The sequence below is a fragment of the Luteibacter sp. SVR4-7G genome (genome assembly GCF_056755555.1).
The window spans coordinates 25,740-49,555 of record NZ_JBPGXO010000035.1 but is presented as its reverse complement, the minus strand read 5'-3'; the positions used below and the strand labels follow the sequence as shown (position 1 = coordinate 49,555).

The following is a 23,816-nucleotide window of genomic DNA, read 5'->3' as shown; positions in this document are numbered from 1 at the left end:
GGTATTCCAAGAGCATCATCATCAAGGGCGCGCGCTCGCCCGAGCGGCTGCTGGACGAGGTCACGCTGTTCCTGCACAGCGTGGAAGCATCCTTGCCGTCCGACCAGCAGCGCCTGCTCAAGGAGGCCCGGCAGCGCGACGCCATGCTTGATGGACGCAGCGTGCTGCTGGCCGAGGACGACGTCAGGAATATCTTCGCGCTCACCAGCGTGCTGGAGCCCCTGGGAATAAAGCTGGACATCGCCAGGAACGGCCTGGAGGCACTCGAGCGGCTGGAGCAGGGCGAACCGGACCTCGTCTTGATGGACATCATGATGCCCGAGATGGACGGGCTCACGGCCATGCGGCGTATCCGCGCCGACCCGCGGTGGAAGGAGCTGCCCATCATCGCGCTGACGGCGAAGGCGATGGCCAACGACCGGGAGTCGTGCCTGGAGGCTGGTGCGAACGATTACATCGCCAAGCCCATCGACATCGACAAGCTGGTCTCGCTTTGCCGCGTATGGTGCTCGCGGCGATGACCGACGAAACCACCGAGCTCTTCGATATCGAATTGAAGTTGCTTTTGGAGGCGGTGTACCTGCGCTACCACTACGACTTCCGCGGGTATGCGATGAGTTCGCTGCGCCGGCGCATGCGTCATGCCATGGCGCGGTTCGAGTGCGGGAGCATGGGCGAATTCCAGCACCGCATCCTGCACGAGCCGGCCTTCTTCGCCGAGTCCATGCAGTATTTCACCGTGCAGGTCTCGGAAATGTTCCGTGATCCCTCCTATTTCCAGGCCCTGCGCGACCACGTGCTGCCGATGCTGAAAACCTATCCGTCGATCAAGCTGTGGGTGGCGGGGTGCAGCAGCGGCGAGGAAGTCTGGTCCCTGGCCATCCTCCTGGCCGAGGAAGGATTGCTGGAGCGCTCGCTCATCTACGCCACCGACATCAACCCGGAGGCGCTGGCGAAGGCGGAGCACGGCACCTTTCCGGCTGACCGGCTGCCGCTCTTCAGCCGGAACTACCTGGCCGGAGGCGGGCGCCGTTCGCTATCGGATTACTACACCTCGGCCTATGGACACGCCATGTTCGACCGCCGGCTCAAGAAGCCGATGGTGTTTGCCGACCATAGCCTGGCCACCGATTCGGTGTTTTCCGAGGTGCACCTGGTGTCGTGCCGCAACGTGCTGATCTATTTCAATCGAGAGCTGCAGGATCGGGCGGTCGGGCTTTTTCGCGACGCTCTGGTGAGGAAGGGTTTCCTCGGTTTGGGCAGCAAGGAATCACTCCAGTTCGGGGCGCATGCGGAGATGTTCGCCAGCTTCGTTCCGCATCAACGCATCTACCAGAAAGTGGCGTCGTGAACGTCGTTGCCGAACTGCCGCACCGCCTGGCCGCGGTCGTCATCGGTGCTTCGGCCGGTGGCGTCCAGGCGCTGCGCGCCGTCCTCGAATGCCTGCCGGCGGATTTCGAAGCGCCCGTCTTCGTCGTCCAGCACGTACCCAGGGACCAGCCCAGCGGCATACCAGCACTCCTGGCCGGCTATTGCGCCTTGTCCGTCATCGAGGCCGACGACAAGCAGCCGGTCCTCGGCGGAAGGGTCGTCTTCGCGCCGCCCGATTACCACCTGCTGATTGAAAACCGCGACACCGTCGCGCTTTCCATGGATGAGCCCGTCGTGTTCTCGCGTCCTTCCATCGACGTGTTGTTCGAATCGGCCGCCGCCGTCTTCGCCGACGAGCTCCTGGCGATCCTGCTGACGGGCGCGAGTTCCGACGGCAGCGAGGGCCTGGCGGCCGTCCGACGGGCAGGCGGGAAGGCCTGGGTGCAGTGCCCGTCGGAGGCGGCCGCGCCCGCGATGCCACGTTCGGCGCTGGCTCACGCAGGTGCCGATGCCATTCTTCGGCTGCAAGAGATGTGTCACCGGCTTAAGGGGAGCGCGGAATGAATCTGGAAGTAGAGCGGGCCGTCGAGCCCTCGTCCGCGCAGGGCGTCACCCATATCCTCATCGTTGACGACGTGCCGCAGAATCTTACGGCGCTCGAGGCCCTGCTCGCGGACGAGCGCGTGGGTGTCCTGAAGGCGGGTTCCGGAGCCGAGGCTTTGGAGCTGCTGCTCCGCTTCGACGTGGCGCTGGCACTCCTGGATGTGCAGATGCCGGAAATGGACGGCTTTGCCCTGGCCGAGTTCATGCGCGGCTCCTCGCGCACACGCCACGTGCCCATCATCTTCCTTACCGCATCGCCCGACGATCCGGCGCGATCGTTCAAGGGTTACGACTCCGGCGCGGTCGATTTCCTGCATAAGCCCATCGAGCCGCGCATCCTGCTGGGCAAGGTGAATGTCTTCGTCGAACTGCACCGGAAGGGGCTGGAGCTGAAGGAACGAAATGAGCGCCTCGAACGCTCCCTGCAGCTCAATGAAACGATGGTCGCCGTGCTCACCCACGACCTGCGCACCCCGCTGTCGGCCATTACGCTCTGCGCGGAGCGGCTCAGGGATGAAGCAGAGGGCACGCCGCTGGCACGGACGGCCTTGCACGTCGGCAGCAGTGCCTCGCGCATGGCGCGCATGATCGATCAGTTGCTGGACTTCTCACGCATCCGCTCCTCGATCCTCACCCTGGACTTTCGCCGCGGGCAGCTCGGACAGGTCTGTGAGGAAGTGGCAGCCGAAATGCGCCGCGCGCATCCCGGCCTCGAGATCGAGCTGGCCATCACCGGCGATCTCGATGGCATCTTCGACGTGGTCCGCATGGAGCAGGTCCTTGCCAATCTTCTGGGCAACGCCGCGCAATACGGATCGGGAGGACCGATCAGGGTTCATGCGGACGGCAGCGAACCAGACTGGTTGATCCTCTCGGTCCGCAATCCGGGACAGCTTGCCGATGCCTTACTCATGCGCATCTTCGAGCCCTTCAAAGGCGGCTTCCATTCGAGCCGGGGCCTGGGGCTCGGACTCTACATCGTCGACCAGTTCGTTCGCGCGCACGGCGGCACCGTCAGGGCGGAAAACGAAGCGGATGGCGTGTGTTTCGAGCTCAGGCTCCCGCGCTTCGGCGCGGCGGTGTTCGCTCCGGACGCCGCCTGAGCGAACGGTTACATCGTGCGGAGAGTTCACGCTGCCTTCGGCCTGGGCGATCTTCCGCGTATCCGTGATATCGGCCGGGGTATCGTTACTTACGTCCGCAGCGCACGTGGCGCCTGGAGCGGCAGTCAAGATGCTGGCGCAGGAACTTCCGCTAATTGTGTCGAACCTCGTGCATGTCGCCACGATTGCACTGATTTTTAGTCGCCAAATCTAATCGTTCGCGTTGAAGCGCATCTGCGCTGGTCCTTTGAAATCCGTCGATGACGCGGCTCGAAATACGTTCATGCAATGAACTTGCGTGGCAAGTACTACCTCATGCCGACACCAGTTCGTATGCGTGGATTGCGGATGAGGTCACATAACTAAATTGATTGCATTGACGGCAACAATGTGGCCTGTAACGATTTGCCTGACAAATACATCGTCATACAATGATTTTGTTCGGGTGTCTGTGTTCTGCGTCCCCACCTCGCTCAGCACAGCGCCAATGTGAGTACCCAGGAACTGCGGCTCAAGGATTAGATATGGCTAGCTGCGCAAAGAAGCACGTCACGACGACCCGCCTTCGTTTCTACCGATTATCTGCTTGCTCAGATACGGCATGAACATTTCTTTATCCACCAGACACTGCCTAGGCGTGGACTAGGCGGAAACTCTCATCTGGAACCGGCACCGACACCAGCGCCTTGGCGCGATGGTGCGGGGAGTTTCGCCTGCGTAACGAGAGAAGCCATGCGTTTGATCTGGTCCACCGGCGAGTTCAGGCTTAGGGGTGCTGTGTATGAAGGATTTCCCATCCTGCTCGACTCTCATCTGGTCGGCATCGCGTCGGCCAATGCGTTCCTACGGTTTCATCTGCTTCGCGGCAACCGGATCGCGTCACGAAGAACGTGGGCGATCTATGGGAAGTCCTTGTATGACTACTTTCGCTTTCTCGAGACCCATGAACTTCCGTGGAATTGCTGTGAACTCGTGACGGAACCTTCTGCCGTGGCCTTATATCGGGCGCATTGCCTGTTTGTCAGGAACCTGAGCAAGAACACCGTCAGGCAGCGTGTCGGCCTCGTATGTCGATTCTATCGTCACGCGCTGGAGAAGCAGTGGATTTCCCGGATGCCGTCCTCTGCGGAAGAACCACGGGACGGCCAGGACGACGAATGGCATTCCCGCGACGTGGAAGTGCGCACGCGCGTCCTGCGTGCTTTGACTCGCTGGACGGAGGCTCTGCGATGGCGCTGTTCTGACGAAGGGGCCGCCGGAGCAGCATGAACAGACGGCGTCTCCCGTCCACGGAGCGAGGTAACCAGCTCAGGATGGCCATAGCAAGGATCGAACGGGGGCAGGCTGCGACAGGCGCGACCAAACTCACGTTCGCGGCGGTGGCGAAGGAAGCGGGCGTCAGCCCTTCGCTCATCCACAACCATCACAAGGAGATCGCTGACCTGATCCGCGCCAGGCAAGGGCGATCGAGCCGCTCCAGCGCAGGATCGACGAGCAGCGGAGAGCGTAAGGGAAGAAATGACAATGACAAGCTTCGACGGGTCATAGAGGAGCTGAAAAGAGAGATCGCGAGGCTTGCATCGATCAACGAACTCCAGGCGATGGCGATCGATGACTTGCAGGCACACGTCAACTGTAAGCGAAGCTGATCGGTAAGCCGCTTCGGCGGTAGTTAGCCAGAACCGCGTAAACGAAGGGTTCGCTCGCGCAAACGCGAGCCACAACAGACCACGGCCACTAGCGCAGATCGCGCTCGGTGCGACGCCTAACGCCCGCGCTGTGACACCTCTTTGCGATGAGCAGAACGGTGTTCCATTCGTGGTGCTCAATCGGAGGAAATGGCATGAACAAGACCCACGGCAAAGTGTGGAATCGCGCTCTGAATCAACTCGTGGTCGTATCCGAAATCGCAAGCCGCCGACGCGGGGGATCATCGGGGCAAATGGCGGCGCCCCGCTTATCGTTCCGCGATCTGGGTGCAAGGATCAAACTGATCCTCCTGGCGATGGGTGTCGCTGCCTTGCCACAAATCACGAGCGCGCAGAACTACCAGGCCGGGGGTGGAACCGCGACCGGAGGTAACTCGGTATCCATCGGCCCCGCCAGCCAGGTGACTACGTCCAGTGGCGCCGGTGTGGCGATCGGGGCCAATGCCACCGCGGTCTCTACTTCAGGTGGCGGGTCGCCGGTCGCCATCGGTCCCGGAGCGATAGCCAGCGGAGCCGCGGGCACGGCGCTTCCCAATGGGTCGACGACTTTCGAAGCGCTCGCCATAGGCAACAGTTCCCAGGCGATGGGGCAGGCCAGCACCGCTGTGGGCGTCGTCAGCGTGGCCACGGGATACCTGTCCGCGGCCATGGGCAGCTTTGCAAACGCAACGGCGTTGCAATCCACCGCCGTGGGCGGGTTGGCGCAGGCCACCGGCGCATACGCATTGGCGGCCGGCTCGGGCGGCGCCAGCGCCGCTACGGCCGTGCGTGCATCGGGCGCAGGCGCGCTGGCGCTCGGCGGTGACGCCACAGCTGGCGCGAACGCCTCGGCGGCCAACGCGATCGCGCTCGGCGGGCAATCCAACGCGACACAGGCCAATGCCATTGCCGTGGGACTGACATCGGCCGCGGCTGGAACCAATTCCGTGGCACTTGGCACCCAGGCAAGCGCGGCGGCGAATTTTTCATTGGCGATCGGTGACCAGGCCGCCGTGGCGGCGACCGGCGTAGACGGCGTCGCCGTCGGCCACCAGGCGCAAGCCGCAGGCTCGAGCGGCGCCGCGTTCGGCCCTGGCGCAAATGCCTCGGGCAACGGTGGCACGGCATCTGGCCTGCACGCGGCAGCGACGGGCGTAAGCGCCACGGCAAATGGCGCTTACGCCTCGGCCTCTGGGGCTAACTCGACGGCCATCGGTAGCGGCGGTGACCTGTTCGGCGCGGCCCCCACCCGCGCGTCGGCCGCCGGTGCGATCGCCATCGGCGGTAATGCGACCGGCGGCGCGTCCGCGCTTGGGACAAATTCCATCGCGACGGGTGGGCAGTCCCTCGTCGCAGCCGCGGCGACCTCTGGTATTGCCATAGGACGCGGCGCGACGGTCAACGGCGTGTTCGGGATCGCTCAGGGCGATGGCACCGTGAGCGGTGCGACCGGCCAGAACGTGGCGATCGGATCTTCCGCAACCGCCGCAAACTCCAGTACCGCCGCGGGCGGGGCAGTGGCAATCGGTCGGGGCCAGAAGGCGACGGGCGACGGTGCCGTGGCCATCGGCGACCCTAACGTGACCAATGGCAACGGTGCCGTGGCGATGGGCGCGAACAACATTGCAGCGGGCAATGCCGCAGGCACGACGGCGGCGAACGGTGCAGTCGCCATCGGCAATGGCAACCAGGCGCTAGGGCAGGGTTCGGTGGCGCTTGGCAATACAGCCAGCGCGCTGGCCGCCGGTACGATCGCCTTGGGCAATCTGGCCACGGCGAACAATGTAAACGATGTGGCACTGGGTTCCGGCTCGACCACGGCGGCTGCCGTCGGCACGGCAAATACGACGATCAACGGCACCACCTATACCTTCGCAGGCCAGGCCCCGGGCAGCACGGTGAGCGTGGGTGCGGCCAACGCCGAGCGCACGGTCACTAACGTGGCCGCCGGTCGCATCAACGGCGCCAGCACCGATGCGATCAATGGATCGCAGCTGTTCTCGACCAACCAGGCCGTCGGCACGATGGGCACCATCGTGACCAATCTTGGCGACACCATCGCCACCAGCATCGGAGGCAACACGACTTACGATCCGGCAACGGGCACCGTGAGCACCAACATTACCTACGGCGGAAACACCTTCAATTCGCTGCAGGATGTCTTCAACCAGATCGGTGGTGCCGTGAACGGAGGCGGCATCAAGTACTTCCACGCCAATTCCGTCCTGGCAGATTCCGTTGCCGGCGGTACCGACAGTGTGGCCATCGGACCGGTTTCCAACGCAACCACGGCCAATGCAGTCTCCATCGGCAATGGCGCCACCGCGGGTGCCAACGTGGGTGACGTGGCACTCGGCGCCGGTAGCAACACGGCTGCCGTCGTCGCCACGCCGGGCGGTACCATCGCCGGTACGAGCTACACCTATGCCGGCGTATCCCCCACGTCGACGGTGAGCGTTGGCACCGCAGGCGCGGAGCGCACCATTACCAATGTCGCCGCAGGCCGTGTCAGCGGGGCCAGCACCGATGCGATCAACGGTTCGCAGCTGTTCGCGACCAATCAGGCACTCGAGACCTTGAACAACACGGTAGTCGCCGGCGCCACTCACTACTACAGTGTCAACGACGGGGGCACGCAGGGCGGCAATTTCGCCAACGATGGTGCGACGGGCTTGAACGCACTGGCGGCGGGGGTGGGCGCCAGTGCATCGGGTGTCGACGCCATCGCGATCGGTCATGGCGGTTTCGCGTCAGTGGATGGTGGCGTGGCACTGGGTGCGGGAGCAGTCTCCGACCGGGCGATCGCGCCGACTTCCGGCACGATCACCGCCGGTACGGGCATCGTTCCCTTCAACACGACCGACCGGAATTTGCGGGGTGCGATTTCCCTTGGCAATGCGGCCGACTTCCGCCAGATCACGCAGCTGGCAGACGGTACGGAAGACCAGGACGCGGTCTCGCTGCGCCAGTTGAAAGGCGCACTGAGTTCGTTCGCCGTCACCCCGGCCAAGTACTTCCATGCCAACTCAGCCGCTACCGACTCGGCAGCGATCGGTGCGGAGTCCGTGGCGGTCGGTCCGCAGACGATCGTGAACGGCGACAACGGCATAGGCATCGGTAACGGAGCGATCGTTCAGCAGACCGCCCCGGGCGGCACGGCAGTCGGCCAAGGTGCCACGGTGAACCTCGCCGACGGCGTGGCCGTGGGCACCGGCGCGACATCGAACGGCATCCAGGCCTTCGCGCTGGGCGCAGGCACGCAGGCAAGCTTCGCCGGCAGTGTCGCCTTGGGTGCGGCCTCCACGACAGATGCAGCGGTAGGCACCAGTGGCGTCACGCTGAACGGTACGAACTACGCCTTTGCCGGTGCTACCCCTGGCTCGACGGTGAGCGTGGGCAGCGCCGGGGCCGAGCGGACCATCACCAACCTCGGCGCCGGCCGAATCAGCGCCACCAGCACGGATGCCATCAACGGTTCGCAGCTCTATGCGACCAACCGTACCGTAGAGCTGCTCGGGTCGCAGATCATCAGCCTGTCCAATACGGTCAACAATTTTCCGACAGGGACCGGCGGCGGCAACAGCACGAATAACACGTACAACAACAGCGCTGATAACAACGCGCCTTCAACCGCGACGGGCAACAACTCGACGGCTGTCGGCGCAGGATCCAGTGCAAGCGGCGACAACAGCGTCGCCATCGGTGCCGGTTCGGTAGCGAATGGCCCCAACACGGTGTCGGTGGGTTCGGTCGGTCATGAACGCACGGTCACCAACGTCGCGAACGGAGTAGCTCCGACCGACGCCGCGAACGTCGGGCAGTTGAACCAGGCGATCGAGGAAGCCAAGAACTGGTCGAAGGATTATGTCGATCAGCGTTTCCAAAGCGTGGACCACGACCTGAATCGCATTGGTAACCGGGCAAATGCAGGCGTCGCTTCGGCAGTGGCCATGGCGGGGCTCCCGCAAGCCTACCAGCCTAACCAGAGCCTGGCGTCCATGGCCGTGGGCACCTTCCATGGCGAGACCGGGGTGGCCATTGGCGTCTCCACCATTACCGAGAGTGGCCGCTATGTGCTGAAACTCAACGGCAGCACCAACTCCCGTGGCGACGCAGCGGCGAGCGTGGGCGCAGGTGTGTCTTGGTAAGGCGGATACATCCGATGCATAACAATCAAGGAGTCCGATCCATGTCCACTTTCTCCAAGGCGATCGCCGGCATCTGGCTCAGCGCCGCGCTGGCTGCTTGTGGCAATGTCAGCCATGACATCGCGAAAGACGGCCAGTCTGCGGGTGAAATCGTATGGCCCACGCCCGATGCGGTCACACCCATGCACAAAGGCGGCACGTATCCCAACCTGTCCAACCTGCGGCACGTCCGTGATGGCCTGAACAAGGCGCAGGTCGCCGATCTCATAGGCTATCCCCATTTCCTCGAAGGGGTTTGGGGCGTACGCGAGTGGAACTACCTGTTCAACTTCCGTGTGCCCGGCAGCAGCGAAGTGATGGTCTGTCAGTACAAAGTGCTTTTCGACGAGAACCGGATCGCGCGAAGCTTCTACTGGAAACCCGATTCGTGCGCCTCCGTCCTGGAGGAACGCGCGGCTCAGGTCCCGCCGCAAGTCGCGGCGGTTCCGTCGAAGGAAGTGGTCACCTTGTCGGCGGACGCATTATTTCCCTTCGCCATGGGAGGCGTGAAAGACATCACACCTGCCGGTCGCGCACAACTGGATGCGCTGGCGGCCCGGCTGCGCGGCAAAGGCGACGAGGTCCAGGCTATCCACGTCGTAGGCTATACGGATAGCATCGGGAGCACGAGGTACAACCAGGAACTGTCCGAACGCCGCGCGAATGCCGTTCGGGAGTTTCTGGTCGACGCAGGAGTGCCGTCGGCCAAAGTGACAGCCGAGGGGCGCGGGGAGGCCGACCCGACGACGCATTGCGACGAAGCGACCCGAGCGGCGCAAATCGCCTGCCTTGCGCCCAATCGCCGGGTGGAAGTGCGGGTAGAGACCACCGAATGAGGGTAACGGGTCGTCATCTCTCGTGATGACGACCGTCCTTAAGATCCGACGACAACCGGCAGCCCGGCTTCTTACTGGTGCGGAGCGGTTTTCCGCGTCCGCATCAGCTCATGATAGCCGGGCGCCGTCACCGCCCGCTGTTCCAGCGACGTGCGGTAGTTGCCCTGCATCACCAGCGAAACCTGGCCAAGGCCACCGTCATGCGCGGTACTCCAGGCGGCGATGGCAATGGTGTTGTCGCCGCGCTGGTTCAACAGGCCCGACGGCAGTTCGAAATCGGTCTGCGGTCCGACGTCGCTGATGTAGCGGCCGATCTGCCAGCCGTTGATAAAGACGATCGCCCGGTAGTGGCGGGGCACGAGGTCGTGGATGCGCAACGCGATCGGCACGTCCTGCCCGGCAGGTAGGTCGAGATGGAAGCTCGTGCGGTACCAGTCGACGCCGGGCGTATCGGTGTCGTGCGGCAGCGTGGTGGCCTTCCATCCCGCATCGGCAAATCCGGGCAACTGCCAACCCATGCGCTCGCCGTACAAGCCGCCGGCATTGAACGGGCCACGCACGGGATCAGGCAGGTCTTCGCCGCCGGTGTTGCCCTGGATCTTCCAGTGGATATCGGGAGAGGCACCGGCGAAGGTCGCCGATATGAGACCGCGCGGCTCGCGGAACGTGCCGCTGCGCTCCTCCTGGAGATGACCGTGATTGTCGACCAGCACCGAGATGACATTGTCGCCGCTCTTGTTCAGCCAGCCCGGGTCGATGGCGAACTGCTGCGCGCCACTGGGGTTGTTGCCGAGGAAATGGCCGTTGAGCCAGGCGGTGAAGATGCCATGGTTGCCAAGGTGCACGCCGGTGTTCGCGGACAAGCGTATGCCGTATTCGTGGCCCGTTGCGCGGAAGTGGCCGCGATACCACACGTTGCCGTGGTGGAAACCGTAGGCATCGCTGTCGAGGATCGGCAGCTGGTGGTTCCAGTACGGGTTCGGCGAACTCCTGCGATCGGCGGCGAGCCAGTCGCTGTCATTGAAGGCCGGCGCGATCTCCGGTGCGCCATCGTGAACGCGCCAGTCATCCAGCCGGGGCAGGGACACGGGTGCCGGCCCGTCGACGCGGCCGAGCAGGCTGGCAGATGCGGTCGCGCTCGCGTCGACCGATGCGCCGTTCCAGGAGAAGCCCCGCGTGCCGGGAAAACCGAATAATTCCACCTCGGTCGCCTGATCGGTATCGCCCGCGAGTGCGATCTTGTCGCCTGAGCGAACGGCCCCGCGCACGAGATAGGGGCCGCGGACCAGCACCGGGCCGTCCGCCGTGTCCAGTTGCCAGAAGCGGATCGCCGCCGCGTTGTCCCCGATCAACAGGAGCAGTGAGGTGTCGCCCTGATCGATGGCGACCCGGGCCAGGCCATCGTGGCGGTAGTTGAGCCGCAGCGAATGCGCGGCCGCATCCCAATGGGTTGTGACCTTACCCTCGAGGACACGAGTCGTCGGCTTGGCCGCATACCGCAAGACCGTCTCGCCGTCTTCGCCGTGGCGGCCATAGAAAAGGGCGAGGTCTCGTGTGCCGAGGTGCAACTGGGTCATCAGTTCCGACGTGGAATAGGCGAGGCTCTGCTTCCCGAAGCGGTAGTCGGCCAGCAATACCTTGGCGTCGCGACCGTTGATATGGATTGCGGTGCCAGGCTGTTGCGGAACCGTGGTGAGACCCTTGCCGTCCAGTGCGATCTTCAGGTGCGTGGCATCGTCCGTCGTATCCTGGGCCTCGGCATGGCGCAGGAAATAAAAGCGTGTGCCGTCGTCGGGATTGATGCGCGCGCTGACCTGAAGGCGGCGGTTCTCCGGCACCGGCGTGCCGGTCGCATCGGTGCGGGCCAGTGGCGCCACGGCGCGCGCCATGTAACCAATGAGCTTCTGCTGGTCATACTTGGGCGTGAGCTGGCGGCTGGCGGTGATCGCGGCGCCGTAGTCGTACGACGTATAGACCCCTGGCGACGACAGCCAGCCCCAGTTGATGCCGCCGTAAGTCATGTAGAAGTTCTGCATGGTCGACCCGGACGCCATGGTCGATTCGTAGAACACCCGCTCGAAGGCCGGACCGGTGAATCTGCGGCAGGCCTCGTATCCAGGCCCGCCCCAGACGTCGAACGCGCCGCCCTGGTATTCGGGGAAGAACAGGGGCGTCCGTGTCAGCTCGCGGCGTTCGGCGCTGAAGTCGTAGATGGCATTCCAGCGTTCCGGGCGCGTGCAGTCGAAGTCCAGCGGGTAGGAATCCTGGCCCGGTATATCGGTGGCGCCCAGGCCTTCCACGAAATTGCCGTTGTGATTGCCGGTGAGCGGCACGGTGATGCCATCGGCTCGCGCCTTGTCCTCGAGCGCCTGCATATAGCGGCGGGTGTCGTCGGACTCGTCGTAGAGTTCGTTCTCCACCTGGTAGAGCAGGACGGTACCGCGACCGTCGGTGACCTGATGCCGCGCAATGATGCGGTTGATCTGCGTCATCCATTCACGGTACGCCGCGGTGTATTCGGGAGAGTCCGAGCGTGGCTTTCCCGCGGTCGTCACCAGCCATCCGGGGAACCCGCCTGCGTCGGTTTCCGCATTGATGTACGGGCCCGGGCGCGCGATGACGTAGATGCCGACGTCGCGGGCCATGTCGAGCAGCCGGTCTACGTCGCGGATGCCGGAGAAGTCGTAGACGCCGCGCCTGGGCGAGTGATAGCCCCAGTGGAAGTAGATTTCCACGGCATTGAAGCCGGCGGCCTTCATCTTCTGCAGCACGTCGAGCCAGAGGTCGGGGGAGGGCAGGCGCCAGTAATGGAACGAACCCGACCAGAGGTACGTGGGTTTGCCGTCGACGATGAGCGAGTAGCGGTCGTAGGTGACGGTATGGCTGGGCGTCGCGATGGCACTCGATGCGCCCAGTACCGCCAGCACGAGACCAGCCCAACGAAACGAGACCATACCCACCCCTCCATCGAAGACAGCGCGCCATGCGGCGTCGGCGAAGGATGGGTGACTTTGGGTAGTTATGCAACTTTGTGGGGTTTGTGCCTGAGCTGGGTGGCCGGATCGGGGACGTACAGCGTGCACAGGCCCGCGATGAGCAGGCTGGCCCCGCCCAGGCCGAGGGCCGCGATGGGCTGTCCGTGGAAGCACAGGCGCAACAGCAGGCCCAGGATGCTCGCGGCGAGCACCTGCGGAATCACGATGAAGAAATTGAAGATGCCCATGTAGACGCCCATCTTCGTCGTCGGCAGATGGTCCGACAGCAGCGCATAAGGCAGCGACAGGATCGACGCCCAGGCAAAGCCGACACCGACCATGGAAGCGAGCAGCCAGCGCGGGTCGCGGATGTACAGGAACGACAGCAGGCCCGCTCCGCCAAGGCACAGATTGATCATGTGGCTGATGCGCAGGCCCCACCGGCGGACCATCAGCGGAATGACCACGGCGGCCAGCGCGCCGAACCCGTTGTACGCGGCGAACAGCACGCCGACCCAGTTGGCGCCCTCGTTGTACGCGGATGAACCGGTGTCGGCGGTGGCGTAAATCGTCTGCGTCACTCCCGCCGTCGTATAGATCCACATCGCGAACAGTGCGAACCAGGAGAACAGCTGTACGCCCGCCAGCCGCCGCATCGACATGGGCATGCCATAGAGGTCGCCCATCACCTCACGCAGCATGCCGTGGCTGCGGGTACGGCTGAGCCAGGTGAGCAGGAGGCCGAACGCAAGCAGCCCGCCGGCCAGCAGGTACACCTCCTTCTCCAGCGCGAAATGCCTGATCGCGAACAAGACCGCGATGCCGGCGGCCAGCAACAGCACGCCCGGTCTTCCGGCGCGCGCTACATCCACCGACGGCCCTTCAGGCACGTTGTCGGTGAATGCACGCAGCTGCGCCGGCGGGTATTCGCGCGTGGTCAGCATCGTCCAGAGCACCGCACCCAGCAGTACCGCACCGCCGCCGTAGAACGCGTACTTCACCGTATCGGGGATGCCTCCGTCCGGCGCAACGTTGGCGACGCCGAAGCGTGCCAGTACCCAGGGCAGGATCGAGGCGACCACGGCACCGGCCCCGATGAAGAAGCTTTGCATCGCAAAACCGGTAGGGCCTTGCTGCGTGGGCAACTGATCGCCGACCAGGGCACGGAACGGTTCCATCGAAACGTTGATGGACGCATCCAGGATCCAGAGCAGGCCGGCGGCCATCCACAGCGCCGGTGCGTTCGGCATCCACAGGAGCGCCAGCGAGGCGAACACTGCCCCGGCGAGGAAATACGGGCGGCGCCGGCCGAGCCGGTTCCAGGTGCGGTCGGAATAGTGACCGACGATCGGCTGCACGATCAGCCCGGTCAGCGGCGCGGCGATCCACAGCGCGGGAATGTCGTTCACGTCCGCACCCAGGGTCTGGAATATGCGGCTGACGTTGGCATTCTGCAGGGCCAGGCCGAACTGGAGGCCAAGGAAGCCGAAGCACATGTTCCATATCTGCCAGAACGTCAGGGGCGCCCGCTCCCTCATCGGCGCCCGACCTTCATGCCCGCGAAGTCGTGGCCTGCGGCAAGCTCCGTCGGCGATAGGCTCAGCATGCACGCAGCCGGTCTGCGCGTTGGTTGATCCAGGTCATGGGTAGGTCCTCCAGCGACAGTTATGTCATGGGGCCGGGCTTCCCGCATGCTGCGCCCGCAGCATCCGCGGTTCCCATCACCCTTGTAAACGGGGCGGTTCCGGCGGCATAGTCGATCGACAGTGTGAGGAAAGCGGAGAATCCATGCGGGTACGCCTCGAAGATGTGGCGCGCGCAGCGAACGTATCGCCCAAGACCGTCTCGCGCGTGCTTAACGACGAGGCCAACGTGACGGAGGCCACGCGGCAGCGTGTGCGCGCCGCCATGGAGGCGATGGACTATCGCCCGCATCCGTCGGCGCGCAGCCTGGCCGGCAACCGCTCGTTCCTCGTGGCGATGCTGTACGACAACAACGACAATCCGTCCTCGACCTACCTAGCGGAAATCCAGGACGGCGTGCTCGAGGCGTGCGACGCGCATCGTTACAGCATGATGGTCCGGCCGCTGCGCATGCGCGATGGCGATTTCATCCGCCGTTTCGACGCGCTGATCTCGGACCACCATCCTGACGGCGTGGTGCTGACGCCGCCGATTACCGACTATGCGCCGCTGCTGAAACGCCTGCGTGAGCGCAACGTACCGTATGCCAGCGTGTCGCCGTTGCGACGTGGCAAGACCCTGGGCGTGACGATGGACGAGCAGCGCGCGGCGCGTGCCGTCGTGGAGCATCTACTGGAGCTGGGCCACCGGCGGATCGCCCATGTGGTCGGCATCGCTAATCATGGCGCCAGTCGCTGGCGGCTCGCCGGTTACCGCGAAGCGATGACGGCCGCAGGCATCGCCGAGGATCCGGCCCTGGTGGTGCAGGGTGCTTTCACGTTTGCCTCGGGCGTGGCGGCGGCGCGACAGCTGTTTTCGCTGGCCGCGCGTCCGACGGCGGTATTCGCCGCCAACGACGACATGGCCACCGGCGTGATGTGGGCCGCGAGCGAGTACGGCCTGAAGCTGCCGCACGACCTGTCCGTCTGCGGTTTCGACGACACGCCGCTGTCTCGCCAGCTCTGGCCGGCCCTCACCACCGTGCAGCAGCCGAGCCGCGAGATGGGAAAGATAGCCGCCGAGCAGTTGCTGAGCGAACTGCGCAATCACGGCGCCGGCCGGCTGGTCCAGGTGCCTTTCTCCCTGCAGGTCCGCGGCTCTACCGCCCCCGCCCCCTGAGCATTCGTCGGCGCGACCGGCGAAGTCGATGTTGCAAAGCAAATTGACAGCGCTGTCATTCCTGCCACCATGCGCTCCGGAAGCGTGCCGCCGGTACGCCAGCCTGGAGCCTTGACGTGCCGTTGCTGCAGCGATCGAGCGTGTTCTTGCGAAGCCTTTCCGTGGCCCTGACCCTTGCCGGTGCCTTGCCGATGACCGTTCCAGCCCAGGCGGTCGATACCGCCGTCGCGCATCCCGACAACTGGCCGAAGGCCAGGTCGCCGCTGCCGCCGGACCCTGCCATCGAGTCCCGCGTCCGGGCACTTCTGATGAAGATGTCGGTGGAAGAGAAGGTCGGCCAGATGATCCAGGCCGACATCAAATACGTGACCCCGGACGATGTGCGCGAGTACCGGCTGGGCTCGGTGCTGGCCGGCGGCAACTCGAAGCCGCCGGGACAGCCATACCCGGTCGCCACGCAGTGGCAGGCGCTGTCGGATGCGTTCTACCGCGCGTCCATGGATACGTCGCGCGGAGGGAAGGCGATCCCCGTGTTGTTCGGCATCGATGCCGTGCATGGCCACAACAACCTGGTCGGCGGCACGCTGTTCCCGCAGAACGTCGGCCTGGGCGCCGCGCGCGATCCGCAGCTGATCCACGACATCGGTGCGGTGACCGCGCAGGAGCTGCGCGCCAGCGGCATCGGCTGGACCTTCGCGCCCACGCTCACCGTGCCACAGGACGGACGCTGGGGGCGTTCCTACGAGGGCTACTCGCAGGACCCGGCACGGGTGGCGGAATACGCCGCCGCCGTGGTTGGCGGACTGCAAGGCAAGCCGGGCACTCCGCAGTTCCTCGACGCCAGTCACGTGATCGCGACGGCCAAGCATTTCCTCGGCGACGGCGGCACGCAAAACGGCAAGGACCAGGGCGATGCGCGGATCAGCGAAGCCGTGTTGCGCGACATACACGCAGCCGGCTACGTGCCCGCGATCGAGGCAGGCGTACAGGTGGTGATGGTCTCGTTCTCCAGTTGGAACGGGGTGAAGATGGCCGGCAACAAGTCGCTCATCACCGGCGTGCTGAAGGAGCGCATGGGCTTCGATGGCATCGTGCTCGGCGACTGGAATGCGCATGGGCAGGTGCCCGGATGCACCAACGAGGATTGCCCCGTCGCGTATAACGCGGGGCTGGACATGCTGGAAGCGCCCGATTCCTGGAAGGGGCTGTACAAGAACACGCTGGCCGAGGTGAAGGCCGGGGTGATCCCGATGAGTCGGGTCGACGATGCGGTGACCCGCATCCTGCGGGTGAAGATGCGCCTGGGCATGTTCGAGGCCGGGCTGCCGTCGGCCAACACGCTGGCGGTCAGGTCGGCGGAGGTGGTGGGCAATCCGTCGCACCGCGCGCTGGCACGCCGCGCCGTGCGGGAATCGCTGGTGCTCCTGAAGAACAACCGTGGGGTGTTGCCTATTGATCCGCGCAAGCATGTCCTCGTTGCCGGCGATGGCGCGGACAACATCTCCAAGCAGAACGGCGGCTGGACGCTGACCTGGCAGGGCACGGGTCTGACCAATGCGAATTTCCCAGGGGCCACCTCGATCTGGGCCGGCCTGCAGGCACAGGTGAAGGCGGCTGGCGGTACCGCCGAGCTTTCGGTGGAAGGCGACTACAAGCGGAAACCCGACGTCGCCATCGTGGTGTTCGGTGAAGACCCTTATGCGGAGTTCCAGGGCGACCGGCCGAACCTGGCATACCGTCCAGGCAACGACCGTGACCTCGATCTGCTGCGCAAGCTGCGCGGGCAGGGCATTCCGGTGGTGGCGGTGTTCCTGACCGGCCGGCCGTTGTGGATGAATCGCGAGATCAACGCCTCCGACGCGTTCGTGGTGGCGTGGCTACCGGGAAGCGAAGGGGAAGGTATTGCCGACGTGCTTCTGCGTAGCCCCCAGGGCAGCGTGGCGCATGATTTCCGCGGCAGGCTTGCCTACGCGTGGCCACGCAGCGCCGTGCAGATACCGGTGGCCGCCGCCGCACGAGGGGAGCAGGCGCAGTTCCCGCTTGGCTTTGGCCTGACCTATGCCGATCGGGCGGACACCGGTACCTTGCCCGAAGATCCGGGACTCGTGCTCAGCAACGAGCAGGCCGGCGTCTACTTCACCCGCGGCAAGCCCGCGCAGGATTTCATGCTGCGCCTTACGGGGGCAAACGGCGTGGGTATCGATGTCGCCGCCGTGCCGGCCGCCACCGCGGACGGCAGCCTGCGCATCGGCGCGCTCGATTACAAGGCCCAGGAAGACGCACGCAGTCTGAGCTGGACCGGCAAGGGCGCAGGCACCGCGCGCGTCGAACTCGTGGCGCCGGCGCCGCTCGACGTGGAGCGCGAGACGAACGGCGACGTGCTGCTCGTGACCACGTTGAAAATCGATGCGGTACCGCCAGGGGATACTTCCACCGTGGGGATCGGCTGCGGTGCCGGGTGCAGCGGTAGCGTTCCTGTCGGACAGCAGCTTTCCGCCTTGCCCAAAGGGCAGTGGTTGCGCGTCGGCGTCCCCTTGAAATGTTTCCGCGCCGCCGGTGCGGACATGAGCAGGATCGACAGGCCCTTCGAGTGGTCCAGTCATGCCGGTGCATCGATTGCCATTACCGACGTGTCGCTGGGCACGGTCGCGGACCGGACGCTGACGTGTCCGGCTCAGGGAGGGAAGCCATGAGGGACTTCGTCGTGGACATGCTGCCATGCGGCAAGCATTCGTCGTCCGGGGGTTCTATGATCCAATAATGACAGCGCTGTCATTTCGGGGTTGGCGGCGTACCGGTCTGAGAGTTGGGGAAATCTTTGTCATGGCCGGCACAGGCGGCCGACAACACGTATTCGAACGCTTGATGGGGAGAGCAAGATGAGTCTGCATCGCAATCTGTTGTATGTCGCCATATCGCTCGTGATCGCTCCGGGCACGCTGCTCGCAGCGGACCAGGAGGCCACGGGGCAAGACCCGTCGTCGAAGAATCCAACGGCCGCCGACAGGAAGGTACAGAACCTGGATGCCGTGTCGGTGACCGCGACCAAGCGCGAGACGCCGCTGCAGAAGACGCCGGTGGCGGTTACGGCGATCACCGTCGACACGCTCGACAGGGAGCGCGTGATGACCGTGCAGGATCTGACCAAGCTCGTGCCGGGTCTGCAGGGCACCTCGCAGGGCGATCATGGCGTGGTGACACTCACCCTGCGCGGCATCGGCAACGACAGCGCCAAGACCGAGTACGCCGATCCGGAAGTCGCGACCTTCGTCGACGGCGTGTACGCGCCGCGCGCCGAAGCCGCGTCGGGCCTGTTGCTGGACATGGAAGGCGTCGAGACGCTGCGCGGCCCGCAGGGAACCTTGTGGGGCCGCAATTCCACCGCCGGCGCCATCAGTTTCCAGACGGCCAAGCCTGACATCGGTGCTGGCTTCTACGGCAACGCGCAAGTGGAGGCAGGCAATTACAACCAGACCGGCGCGCGCGCCGCGTTCAACCTGCCGATCAGCGATACCTTCGCCATGCGTGTCGCCGCGGTGCACCAGCAGCACGACGGCTACGTCGATTATCAAAGGCCGTCGGGCCAGCTGCCTTCGCTGGCGCAACAGCAGCAGGCATACCTCGCTTCTCCGGCCTCCGGTGGCACGCTGGCCAACTTCAGGCCGATCGATCCCGGGCAGTACGTGCAGGGCGGCGACAAGTACAACGCTCAGGACCAGTCCGCCGCGCGCGTCAGCGCGTTGTGGCAGCCCAGCGACGCGTTCAAGTGGAACCTGTCGTACGAGTATTTCACCGATCGCGGCACGCCCAGCCTCAGCCTGATGCAGACGCCGCGCCAGGGCCAGGATTTCTGGTCCGCGCTGATCGACACCGCGCCCTATCTGGACCGTACCTCGAAGACGGTGCGCAGCCGCATGGACTGGAACATCAGCGACGGCGTGCAGCTCAGCTACATCGCCGGCTACAACAAGTATTCGGGCAAGAGCGACTTCGACCAGGACGTCGGCGTGAGCGTGCCCACCAGTTTTACGACCAATGGCGTGTACCAGGACGACCGCACCAACGACTCCAACTACAAGAGCTGGAGCCAGGAAGTGAACCTGAAGTCCGTGGGGGAGCAGAACGTGGACTGGATCCTCGGTGCGTACTACGGCTACGAGGACAACGACATCCGTTTCGACATCCCCATCATGAACGGTACGCGCTACGGCACCGTGAACTGGCAGGGTTCCTTCATCCAGCCGAAGGAAACGGTGAAGTCGTACGCCTTGTTCGGCCAGGCCACCTGGCATCTCAGCGACCACTGGCGCCTCACCGGTGGCGCGCGCTGGTCGCATGACACCAAGGAGAACAAGGGTGGCATCAACTGGGGCTGGGCGTACGATCCGGCCGTGCCGCAGGTGCCGATCTCTCCGGACGTGTACCCGGATCCGTCGAACGGCTTCGCCATCTCGCAGCGGAACACCGCCAAGTACAGCAAGAGCAAGCCGACCTGGTTGCTGCGCCTGGATACCGACGTCAGCGAGAACGGCTTGCTCTACGCCAGCGTGTCCACCGGCTACAAATCGGGCGGCACGCAGGACGCGGGCACGCTGTACAAGCCCGAGACGTTGACCAACTACGAAGTCGGCAGCAAGTTCACCTTCCTCGATGGCCACATGACCTGGAACTCGGCTGTCTATTACGAGGACTTCAAGAACTTCCAGCTCTCCGCGCCCATCGTCTATCCGGACGGCAACCACGGCCTGGGCTTTTCCAACGTGGGCGGCAGCACCAAGGTGCTCGGCTTCGAAACGGAACTGGCGTATCAGCAGACGGACGACCGCTTCAACCTGATCTTCTCGGCGATCCCGAAGAAGGAACTGGGAAGGCTGGTCTACGCCGGTTCGAACGACTATCAGGGCCTGCCGGCGTGTCCGCCGGAGTCCAACCTCGCCAACTGCATGAACGTGACCGGCAACGACCTGCCGCATGCGCCGAATATCTCGCTCACCGGCATCTACGAGCACACCTTCCACCTTGCCAACGGCGGACGGCTCACGCCGCGCGTCAGCGCGCAGTACCAGAGCTCGCAGTGGCTGAGCTACTTCAACCTGGGCTCGGGCGACCGGCAAAAGGCGTATACGCGCGGCGACGTCTCGTTGCGCTACAGCGAGCCGGGCGACAAGTGGTGGGTCAATGCGTACGTGCAGAACGTGTCGGACGGAAAGATCCGCACCAGCGCCGGCCGCTTCCTGATGTCCGACGGCTCGCTGCAGTACGTGTCGCAGTACCTGGCACCGCGTACCTACGGCGTACAGTTGGGTGTGTGGTTCTGACGTTTGCCGTTCTGCCTGTTCTCCCAATGAATGGCTTTTGCCGGGTCCGCGTGGGGCGGCCCGGCATTTCTTCTCAGCATTTGCGGGACACATCATGGCGCGCCTGAAGAAAGTATTGATCGTGGGCGGCGGCACCGCCGGCTGGCTGGCGGCCTGCTACCTGGCCAAGGCCGTCAACGCGGCCGATCCCCGCAGCGTGCAGGTGCATCTGGTGGAATCCCCGGACATCGGCCTGCTTGGCGTGGGCGAGGCCACCTTTCCCTCGATCCGCGGCACGCTGTCCGCCATCGGGCTGGATGAGCGACGTTTCCTGGTCGGCGCCACCGCGACGTACAAGCAGGGCATCCACTATCGCCACTGGGTGCGGCCGCCGGGAACGCCCGGGCCCGATCACTTCTTCCATCCGTTCAACGTGCCGAGCCAGCGTCCCGGCGGTCCGGAACTGCTGCCGTACTGGCTGCTCGGTGTCGCGCCGGAGGGGATGCCGTTCGCCGATGCGGTGTCGATGCAGAGCACCCTGGTCGATCACTCGCGCGCGCCAAAGCGTGCAAGGGATGGGGATTACCAGGGACCGATGAACCACGCGTTCCACTTCGACGCCGCCTGCTTCGCCCGCGTGCTCGCCGAACACGGCCAGCAGGCGCTTGGCGTGGTCCGGCATGTGGCGACGGTGGAGCGCGCCGAGCTGGACGAACATGGCGCCATTGCCCGGGTGGTGACGAAAGAGGAGGGCGAGCTCACCGCGGACCTGTACGTGGACTGCACCGGCCTGCGCGGCATGCTGATCGGCAACACGATGCAATCGCCGTTCCGCAGTCGTGCCGACGTGCTGTTCGCCGACCGGGCGGTGGCCATGCAGGTTCCGTACGACACTCCCGATGCGCCGATTCCCTCGTACACCATCTCTACCGCCCAGGAGGCTGGCTGGATCTGGGACATCGGTCTGCAGAAGCGGCGCGGCGTCGGCTACGTGTATTCGTCACGGCATACAACCGACGATCGCGCCGAGGACATCTTCCGGCACTACCTCGGCCGTGCCGGCGAGGGCCTGAAGGCCATGCACATCAGGTTCGAGACGGGATACCGCCCCGAGCACTGGCGCAAGAACTGCGTGGCCGTTGGCCTGGCTGGGGGCTTCGTCGAGCCGCTGGAATCCACCGGCATCGCCTTGATCGAACTGGCGACCTACCTGCTCACGCACCTGCTGCCCGGCGATACCGGCGACATGGAAGGCGCGGCGCGTCATTTCAATGAAATGATGGTCGCACGCTACGACCGCATCATCGACTTCATCAAGATGCACTATTGCCTTAGCCAGCGGCGCGATTCGTCTTTCTGGATCGACAATGCCGATCCGGCAAGCATCCCGCACACCCTGCAGGACAAGCTCGCGAAATGGAAGCGACGTCCGCCGCACCGGCTGGACTTCGTCACCGACCTGGAAATGTTCATGACCGCCAGCTGGCAATACGTGCTGTACGGGATGGAGTTCCAGACCGACCTCGAGCCCATGCGCAGCGCCTATCCCCAGGTGGAAGCGGCGCGGCAGGAATTCGCTATGATCCAGCAGGCCGCCGCCCGGGCGCTCGACGATCTGCCCGACCACCGCGCGCTTGTCGAACAGCTGTGCGACGACTCACCTCGGCGTAAGGTGGTACAGGCCGCCCGGTGAGCCGTCTTCCAGCATCCAGAGGGATCCATCCGGCCCTTCTTCGATATCGCGGACACGCTTGCCGACATTCCAGCGCTGGACCGCGGTGGCTCCGCCCTTGTGATCGAACGTGACGCGAACGATGCCAAGGCTGACCAGGCCGCTCAGCAGGGCGCTGCCATTCCAGTCCGGGAACAGTTTGCCCTTGTAGAACATGAGATTGCCGGGAGCGATCACCGGGTCCCAATAGATGACCGGCTTGACGAGGTCGGGGCGCGTATCGGGGCTGGGAATAGGTACGCCGTTATAGTTGATGCCGTACGAGACCAGCGGCCAGCCGTAGTTCTTGCCGCGCTGGATCAGGTTCAGCTCGTCGCCACCGCGCGGGCCGTGCTCGAGTTCCCACAACCGGCCGTCGGGCGCGAAGGCCAGGCCGTAAGGCGTGCGGTGGCCGACGCTCCAGGTTTCAGCCGGCGTGAGGTTCGGACCGGGGAACGTATAAGTGCTGACGACGGGCGCCGTCTTGGCCTTCTCGGTATCTGATGCCGGATCGATCAACGGGATGCTGCGGGCACCGACCTTTCCTGCCCATGGATTGCCCGGCGCGGGTTTACCGTCGAGCGTGAGCCGCAGGATCTTGCCCACGGGCTGGTCGGGATCCTGCGCGGGGGTGAAGCGCTGGCGATCGCCAAGCGTGAGGAAGAGGTACTTGCCGTCCGGCGAGAAAGCGATCTGGCCGCCAGGCTGGCCGCCTTTGCCCGTGGGTACCTGCCGCCACAAGACCTGGAAGCCTTCCAGCCGCGGTTGCTTGTCGTCGAGCACGAGCCGGCCGCGGCCCAAGGCCACCCCGCCGCCGTAGTCGCCGGGTTCGACATAGGTGAGATACACGTTGTGGTCGGTGGCGTAATGAGGCGAGAGGAAGACGCCCAGCATGCCGTTCTGACCTTCGAAATAGCTGGCCGGTACACCTCCAAGCTCGGTCTTCGCGCCCTCCGGAGTGATCAGGGCAACGCGGCCCACTTTCTCGGTCACGAGCATGCGGCCGTCGGGCAGGAAGGCGATGCGCCAGGGCAGGTCGAGGCTCGCCACCCTGGTGATGGTGAAGGGAAGGTCGGCGTCCGGTTTTTGGTCGCCTGCATTGGTCTGGGCATGGGCGACACCCGTCAGCAGCGTTGCAAGAAGGACTCCGTTCGCCAGCTTCATCATTTCCACGTTTCCCCGCATCCGAATGATTCGGACATCTTAGCGTTGGGGTTGGGGGCGGGGCATGACGGTTTCTTTA

Annotated in this window: 15 protein-coding genes and 1 pseudogene; 13 read left to right on the top strand and 3 right to left on the bottom strand. The window is 64.7% G+C overall.

Going from position 1 to position 23,816, the window contains the following annotated elements; genetic code table 11:
* From ACR9ZH_RS13660 to ACR9ZH_RS13620, 9 genes and pseudogenes are all read left to right on the top strand, one after another.
* The coding region (locus tag ACR9ZH_RS13660; protein WP_481291300.1) for a response regulator at positions 1–521 on the top strand (521 nt) is incomplete at its 5' end.
* Positions 494–1,351: a CheR family methyltransferase gene (locus ACR9ZH_RS13655; RefSeq protein ID WP_481291299.1), complete on the top strand. Its 858-nt coding sequence runs from the start codon at positions 494–496 to the stop codon at positions 1,349–1,351. The genes ACR9ZH_RS13660 and ACR9ZH_RS13655, both read left to right, overlap by 28 nt.
* Complete coding sequence (locus tag ACR9ZH_RS13650) at positions 1,348–1,935, top strand: chemotaxis protein CheB (RefSeq protein ID WP_481291298.1); 588 nt, start codon at positions 1,348–1,350, stop codon at positions 1,933–1,935. The genes ACR9ZH_RS13655 and ACR9ZH_RS13650 overlap by 4 nt, the downstream gene beginning before the upstream one ends.
* Complete coding sequence (locus ACR9ZH_RS13645; protein ID WP_481291297.1) at positions 1,932–3,077, top strand: hybrid sensor histidine kinase/response regulator; 1,146 nt, start codon at positions 1,932–1,934, stop codon at positions 3,075–3,077. The genes ACR9ZH_RS13650 and ACR9ZH_RS13645 overlap by 4 nt, the downstream gene beginning before the upstream one ends.
* A 732-nt stretch (positions 3,078–3,809) precedes the next feature.
* Positions 3,810–4,346, top strand: a complete 537-nt coding sequence (locus ACR9ZH_RS13640; protein ID WP_481291296.1) for a hypothetical protein — start codon at positions 3,810–3,812, stop codon at positions 4,344–4,346.
* Positions 4,343–4,726, top strand: coding sequence for a hypothetical protein (locus ACR9ZH_RS13635; protein WP_481291295.1), 384 nt, complete (start codon positions 4,343–4,345; stop codon positions 4,724–4,726). The genes ACR9ZH_RS13640 and ACR9ZH_RS13635 overlap by 4 nt, the downstream gene beginning before the upstream one ends.
* A 146-nt stretch (positions 4,727–4,872) precedes the next feature.
* Positions 4,873–5,016: pseudogene (locus tag ACR9ZH_RS13630) on the top strand (ESPR-type extended signal peptide-containing protein); the annotation flags it as partial.
* Positions 5,017–5,097: 81 nt separating this feature from the next.
* The gene (locus tag ACR9ZH_RS13625) at positions 5,098–8,913 is read left to right on the top strand and encodes a YadA family autotransporter adhesin (protein ID WP_481291305.1); all 3,816 of its coding nucleotides are present in this window, start codon (positions 5,098–5,100) and stop codon (positions 8,911–8,913) included.
* Positions 8,914–8,954: 41 nt separating this feature from the next.
* Entirely contained in the window at positions 8,955–9,788 is an 834-nt protein-coding gene (locus ACR9ZH_RS13620) for an OmpA family protein (protein ID WP_481291294.1), read from the top strand.
* Positions 9,789–9,859: 71 nt separating this feature from the next.
* On the opposite strand, the gene ACR9ZH_RS13615 is transcribed toward ACR9ZH_RS13620, so the two are convergent.
* Together ACR9ZH_RS13615 and ACR9ZH_RS13610 are read right to left on the bottom strand one after the other, a co-directional pair.
* The gene (locus tag ACR9ZH_RS13615; RefSeq protein ID WP_481291293.1) at positions 9,860–12,742 is read right to left on the bottom strand and encodes a beta-galactosidase; all 2,883 of its coding nucleotides are present in this window, start codon (positions 12,740–12,742) and stop codon (positions 9,860–9,862) included.
* A gap of 65 nt (positions 12,743–12,807) precedes the next feature.
* Complete coding sequence (locus ACR9ZH_RS13610) at positions 12,808–14,301, bottom strand: MFS transporter (protein WP_481291292.1); 1,494 nt, start codon at positions 14,299–14,301, stop codon at positions 12,808–12,810.
* 250 nt (positions 14,302–14,551) lie between these two features.
* On the opposite strand from ACR9ZH_RS13610, the gene ACR9ZH_RS13605 reads away from it, so the two are divergent.
* From ACR9ZH_RS13605 to ACR9ZH_RS13590, 4 genes are all read left to right on the top strand, one after another.
* Positions 14,552–15,565 carry a LacI family DNA-binding transcriptional regulator gene (locus ACR9ZH_RS13605; protein ID WP_481291291.1) on the top strand — a complete coding sequence of 338 codons (1,014 nt, stop codon included), beginning with the start codon at positions 14,552–14,554 and terminating at the stop codon, positions 15,563–15,565.
* 191 nt (positions 15,566–15,756) lie between these two features.
* The gene (locus ACR9ZH_RS13600) at positions 15,757–18,258 is read left to right on the top strand and encodes a glycoside hydrolase family 3 protein (protein ID WP_481291304.1); all 2,502 of its coding nucleotides are present in this window, start codon (positions 15,757–15,759) and stop codon (positions 18,256–18,258) included.
* Positions 18,259–18,444: 186 nt separating this feature from the next.
* Complete coding sequence (locus ACR9ZH_RS13595; protein ID WP_481291290.1) at positions 18,445–20,883, top strand: TonB-dependent receptor; 2,439 nt, start codon at positions 18,445–18,447, stop codon at positions 20,881–20,883.
* Between the two features lie 94 nt (positions 20,884–20,977).
* Complete coding sequence (locus ACR9ZH_RS13590; RefSeq protein ID WP_481291289.1) at positions 20,978–22,555, top strand: tryptophan halogenase family protein; 1,578 nt, start codon at positions 20,978–20,980, stop codon at positions 22,553–22,555.
* Here ACR9ZH_RS13590 and ACR9ZH_RS13585 read toward each other — a convergent pair.
* A complete protein-coding gene (locus ACR9ZH_RS13585) occupies positions 22,520–23,740 on the bottom strand; it encodes a PQQ-dependent sugar dehydrogenase (protein WP_481291288.1) in 1,221 nt (406 codons plus the stop codon). The genes ACR9ZH_RS13590 and ACR9ZH_RS13585 overlap by 36 nt on opposite strands.
* Positions 23,741–23,816: the final 76 nt, after the last annotated feature.

What these genes read in the sequence shown, in the direction of transcription:
- ACR9ZH_RS13645 (WP_481291297.1), top strand. Translation starts at nt 1,932, where the DNA reads ATGAATCTGGAAGTAGAGCGGGCCGTCGAGCCCTCGTCCGCGCAGGGC.
- ACR9ZH_RS13635 (WP_481291295.1), top strand. Translation starts at nt 4,343, where the DNA reads ATGAACAGACGGCGTCTCCCGTCCACGGAGCGAGGTAACCAGCTCAGG.
- ACR9ZH_RS13595 (WP_481291290.1), top strand. Translation starts at nt 18,445, where the DNA reads ATGAGTCTGCATCGCAATCTGTTGTATGTCGCCATATCGCTCGTGATC.
- ACR9ZH_RS13585 (WP_481291288.1), bottom strand. Translation starts at nt 23,740, where the DNA reads ATGATGAAGCTGGCGAACGGAGTCCTTCTTGCAACGCTGCTGACGGGT.
- ACR9ZH_RS13615 (WP_481291293.1), bottom strand. Translation starts at nt 12,742, where the DNA reads ATGGTCTCGTTTCGTTGGGCTGGTCTCGTGCTGGCGGTACTGGGCGCA.
- ACR9ZH_RS13590 (WP_481291289.1), top strand. Translation starts at nt 20,978, where the DNA reads ATGGCGCGCCTGAAGAAAGTATTGATCGTGGGCGGCGGCACCGCCGGC.
- ACR9ZH_RS13620 (WP_481291294.1), top strand. Translation starts at nt 8,955, where the DNA reads ATGTCCACTTTCTCCAAGGCGATCGCCGGCATCTGGCTCAGCGCCGCG.
- ACR9ZH_RS13605 (WP_481291291.1), top strand. Translation starts at nt 14,552, where the DNA reads ATGCGGGTACGCCTCGAAGATGTGGCGCGCGCAGCGAACGTATCGCCC.
- ACR9ZH_RS13640 (WP_481291296.1), top strand. Translation starts at nt 3,810, where the DNA reads ATGCGTTTGATCTGGTCCACCGGCGAGTTCAGGCTTAGGGGTGCTGTG.
- ACR9ZH_RS13600 (WP_481291304.1), top strand. Translation starts at nt 15,757, where the DNA reads ATGACCGTTCCAGCCCAGGCGGTCGATACCGCCGTCGCGCATCCCGAC.
- ACR9ZH_RS13610 (WP_481291292.1), bottom strand. Translation starts at nt 14,301, where the DNA reads ATGAGGGAGCGGGCGCCCCTGACGTTCTGGCAGATATGGAACATGTGC.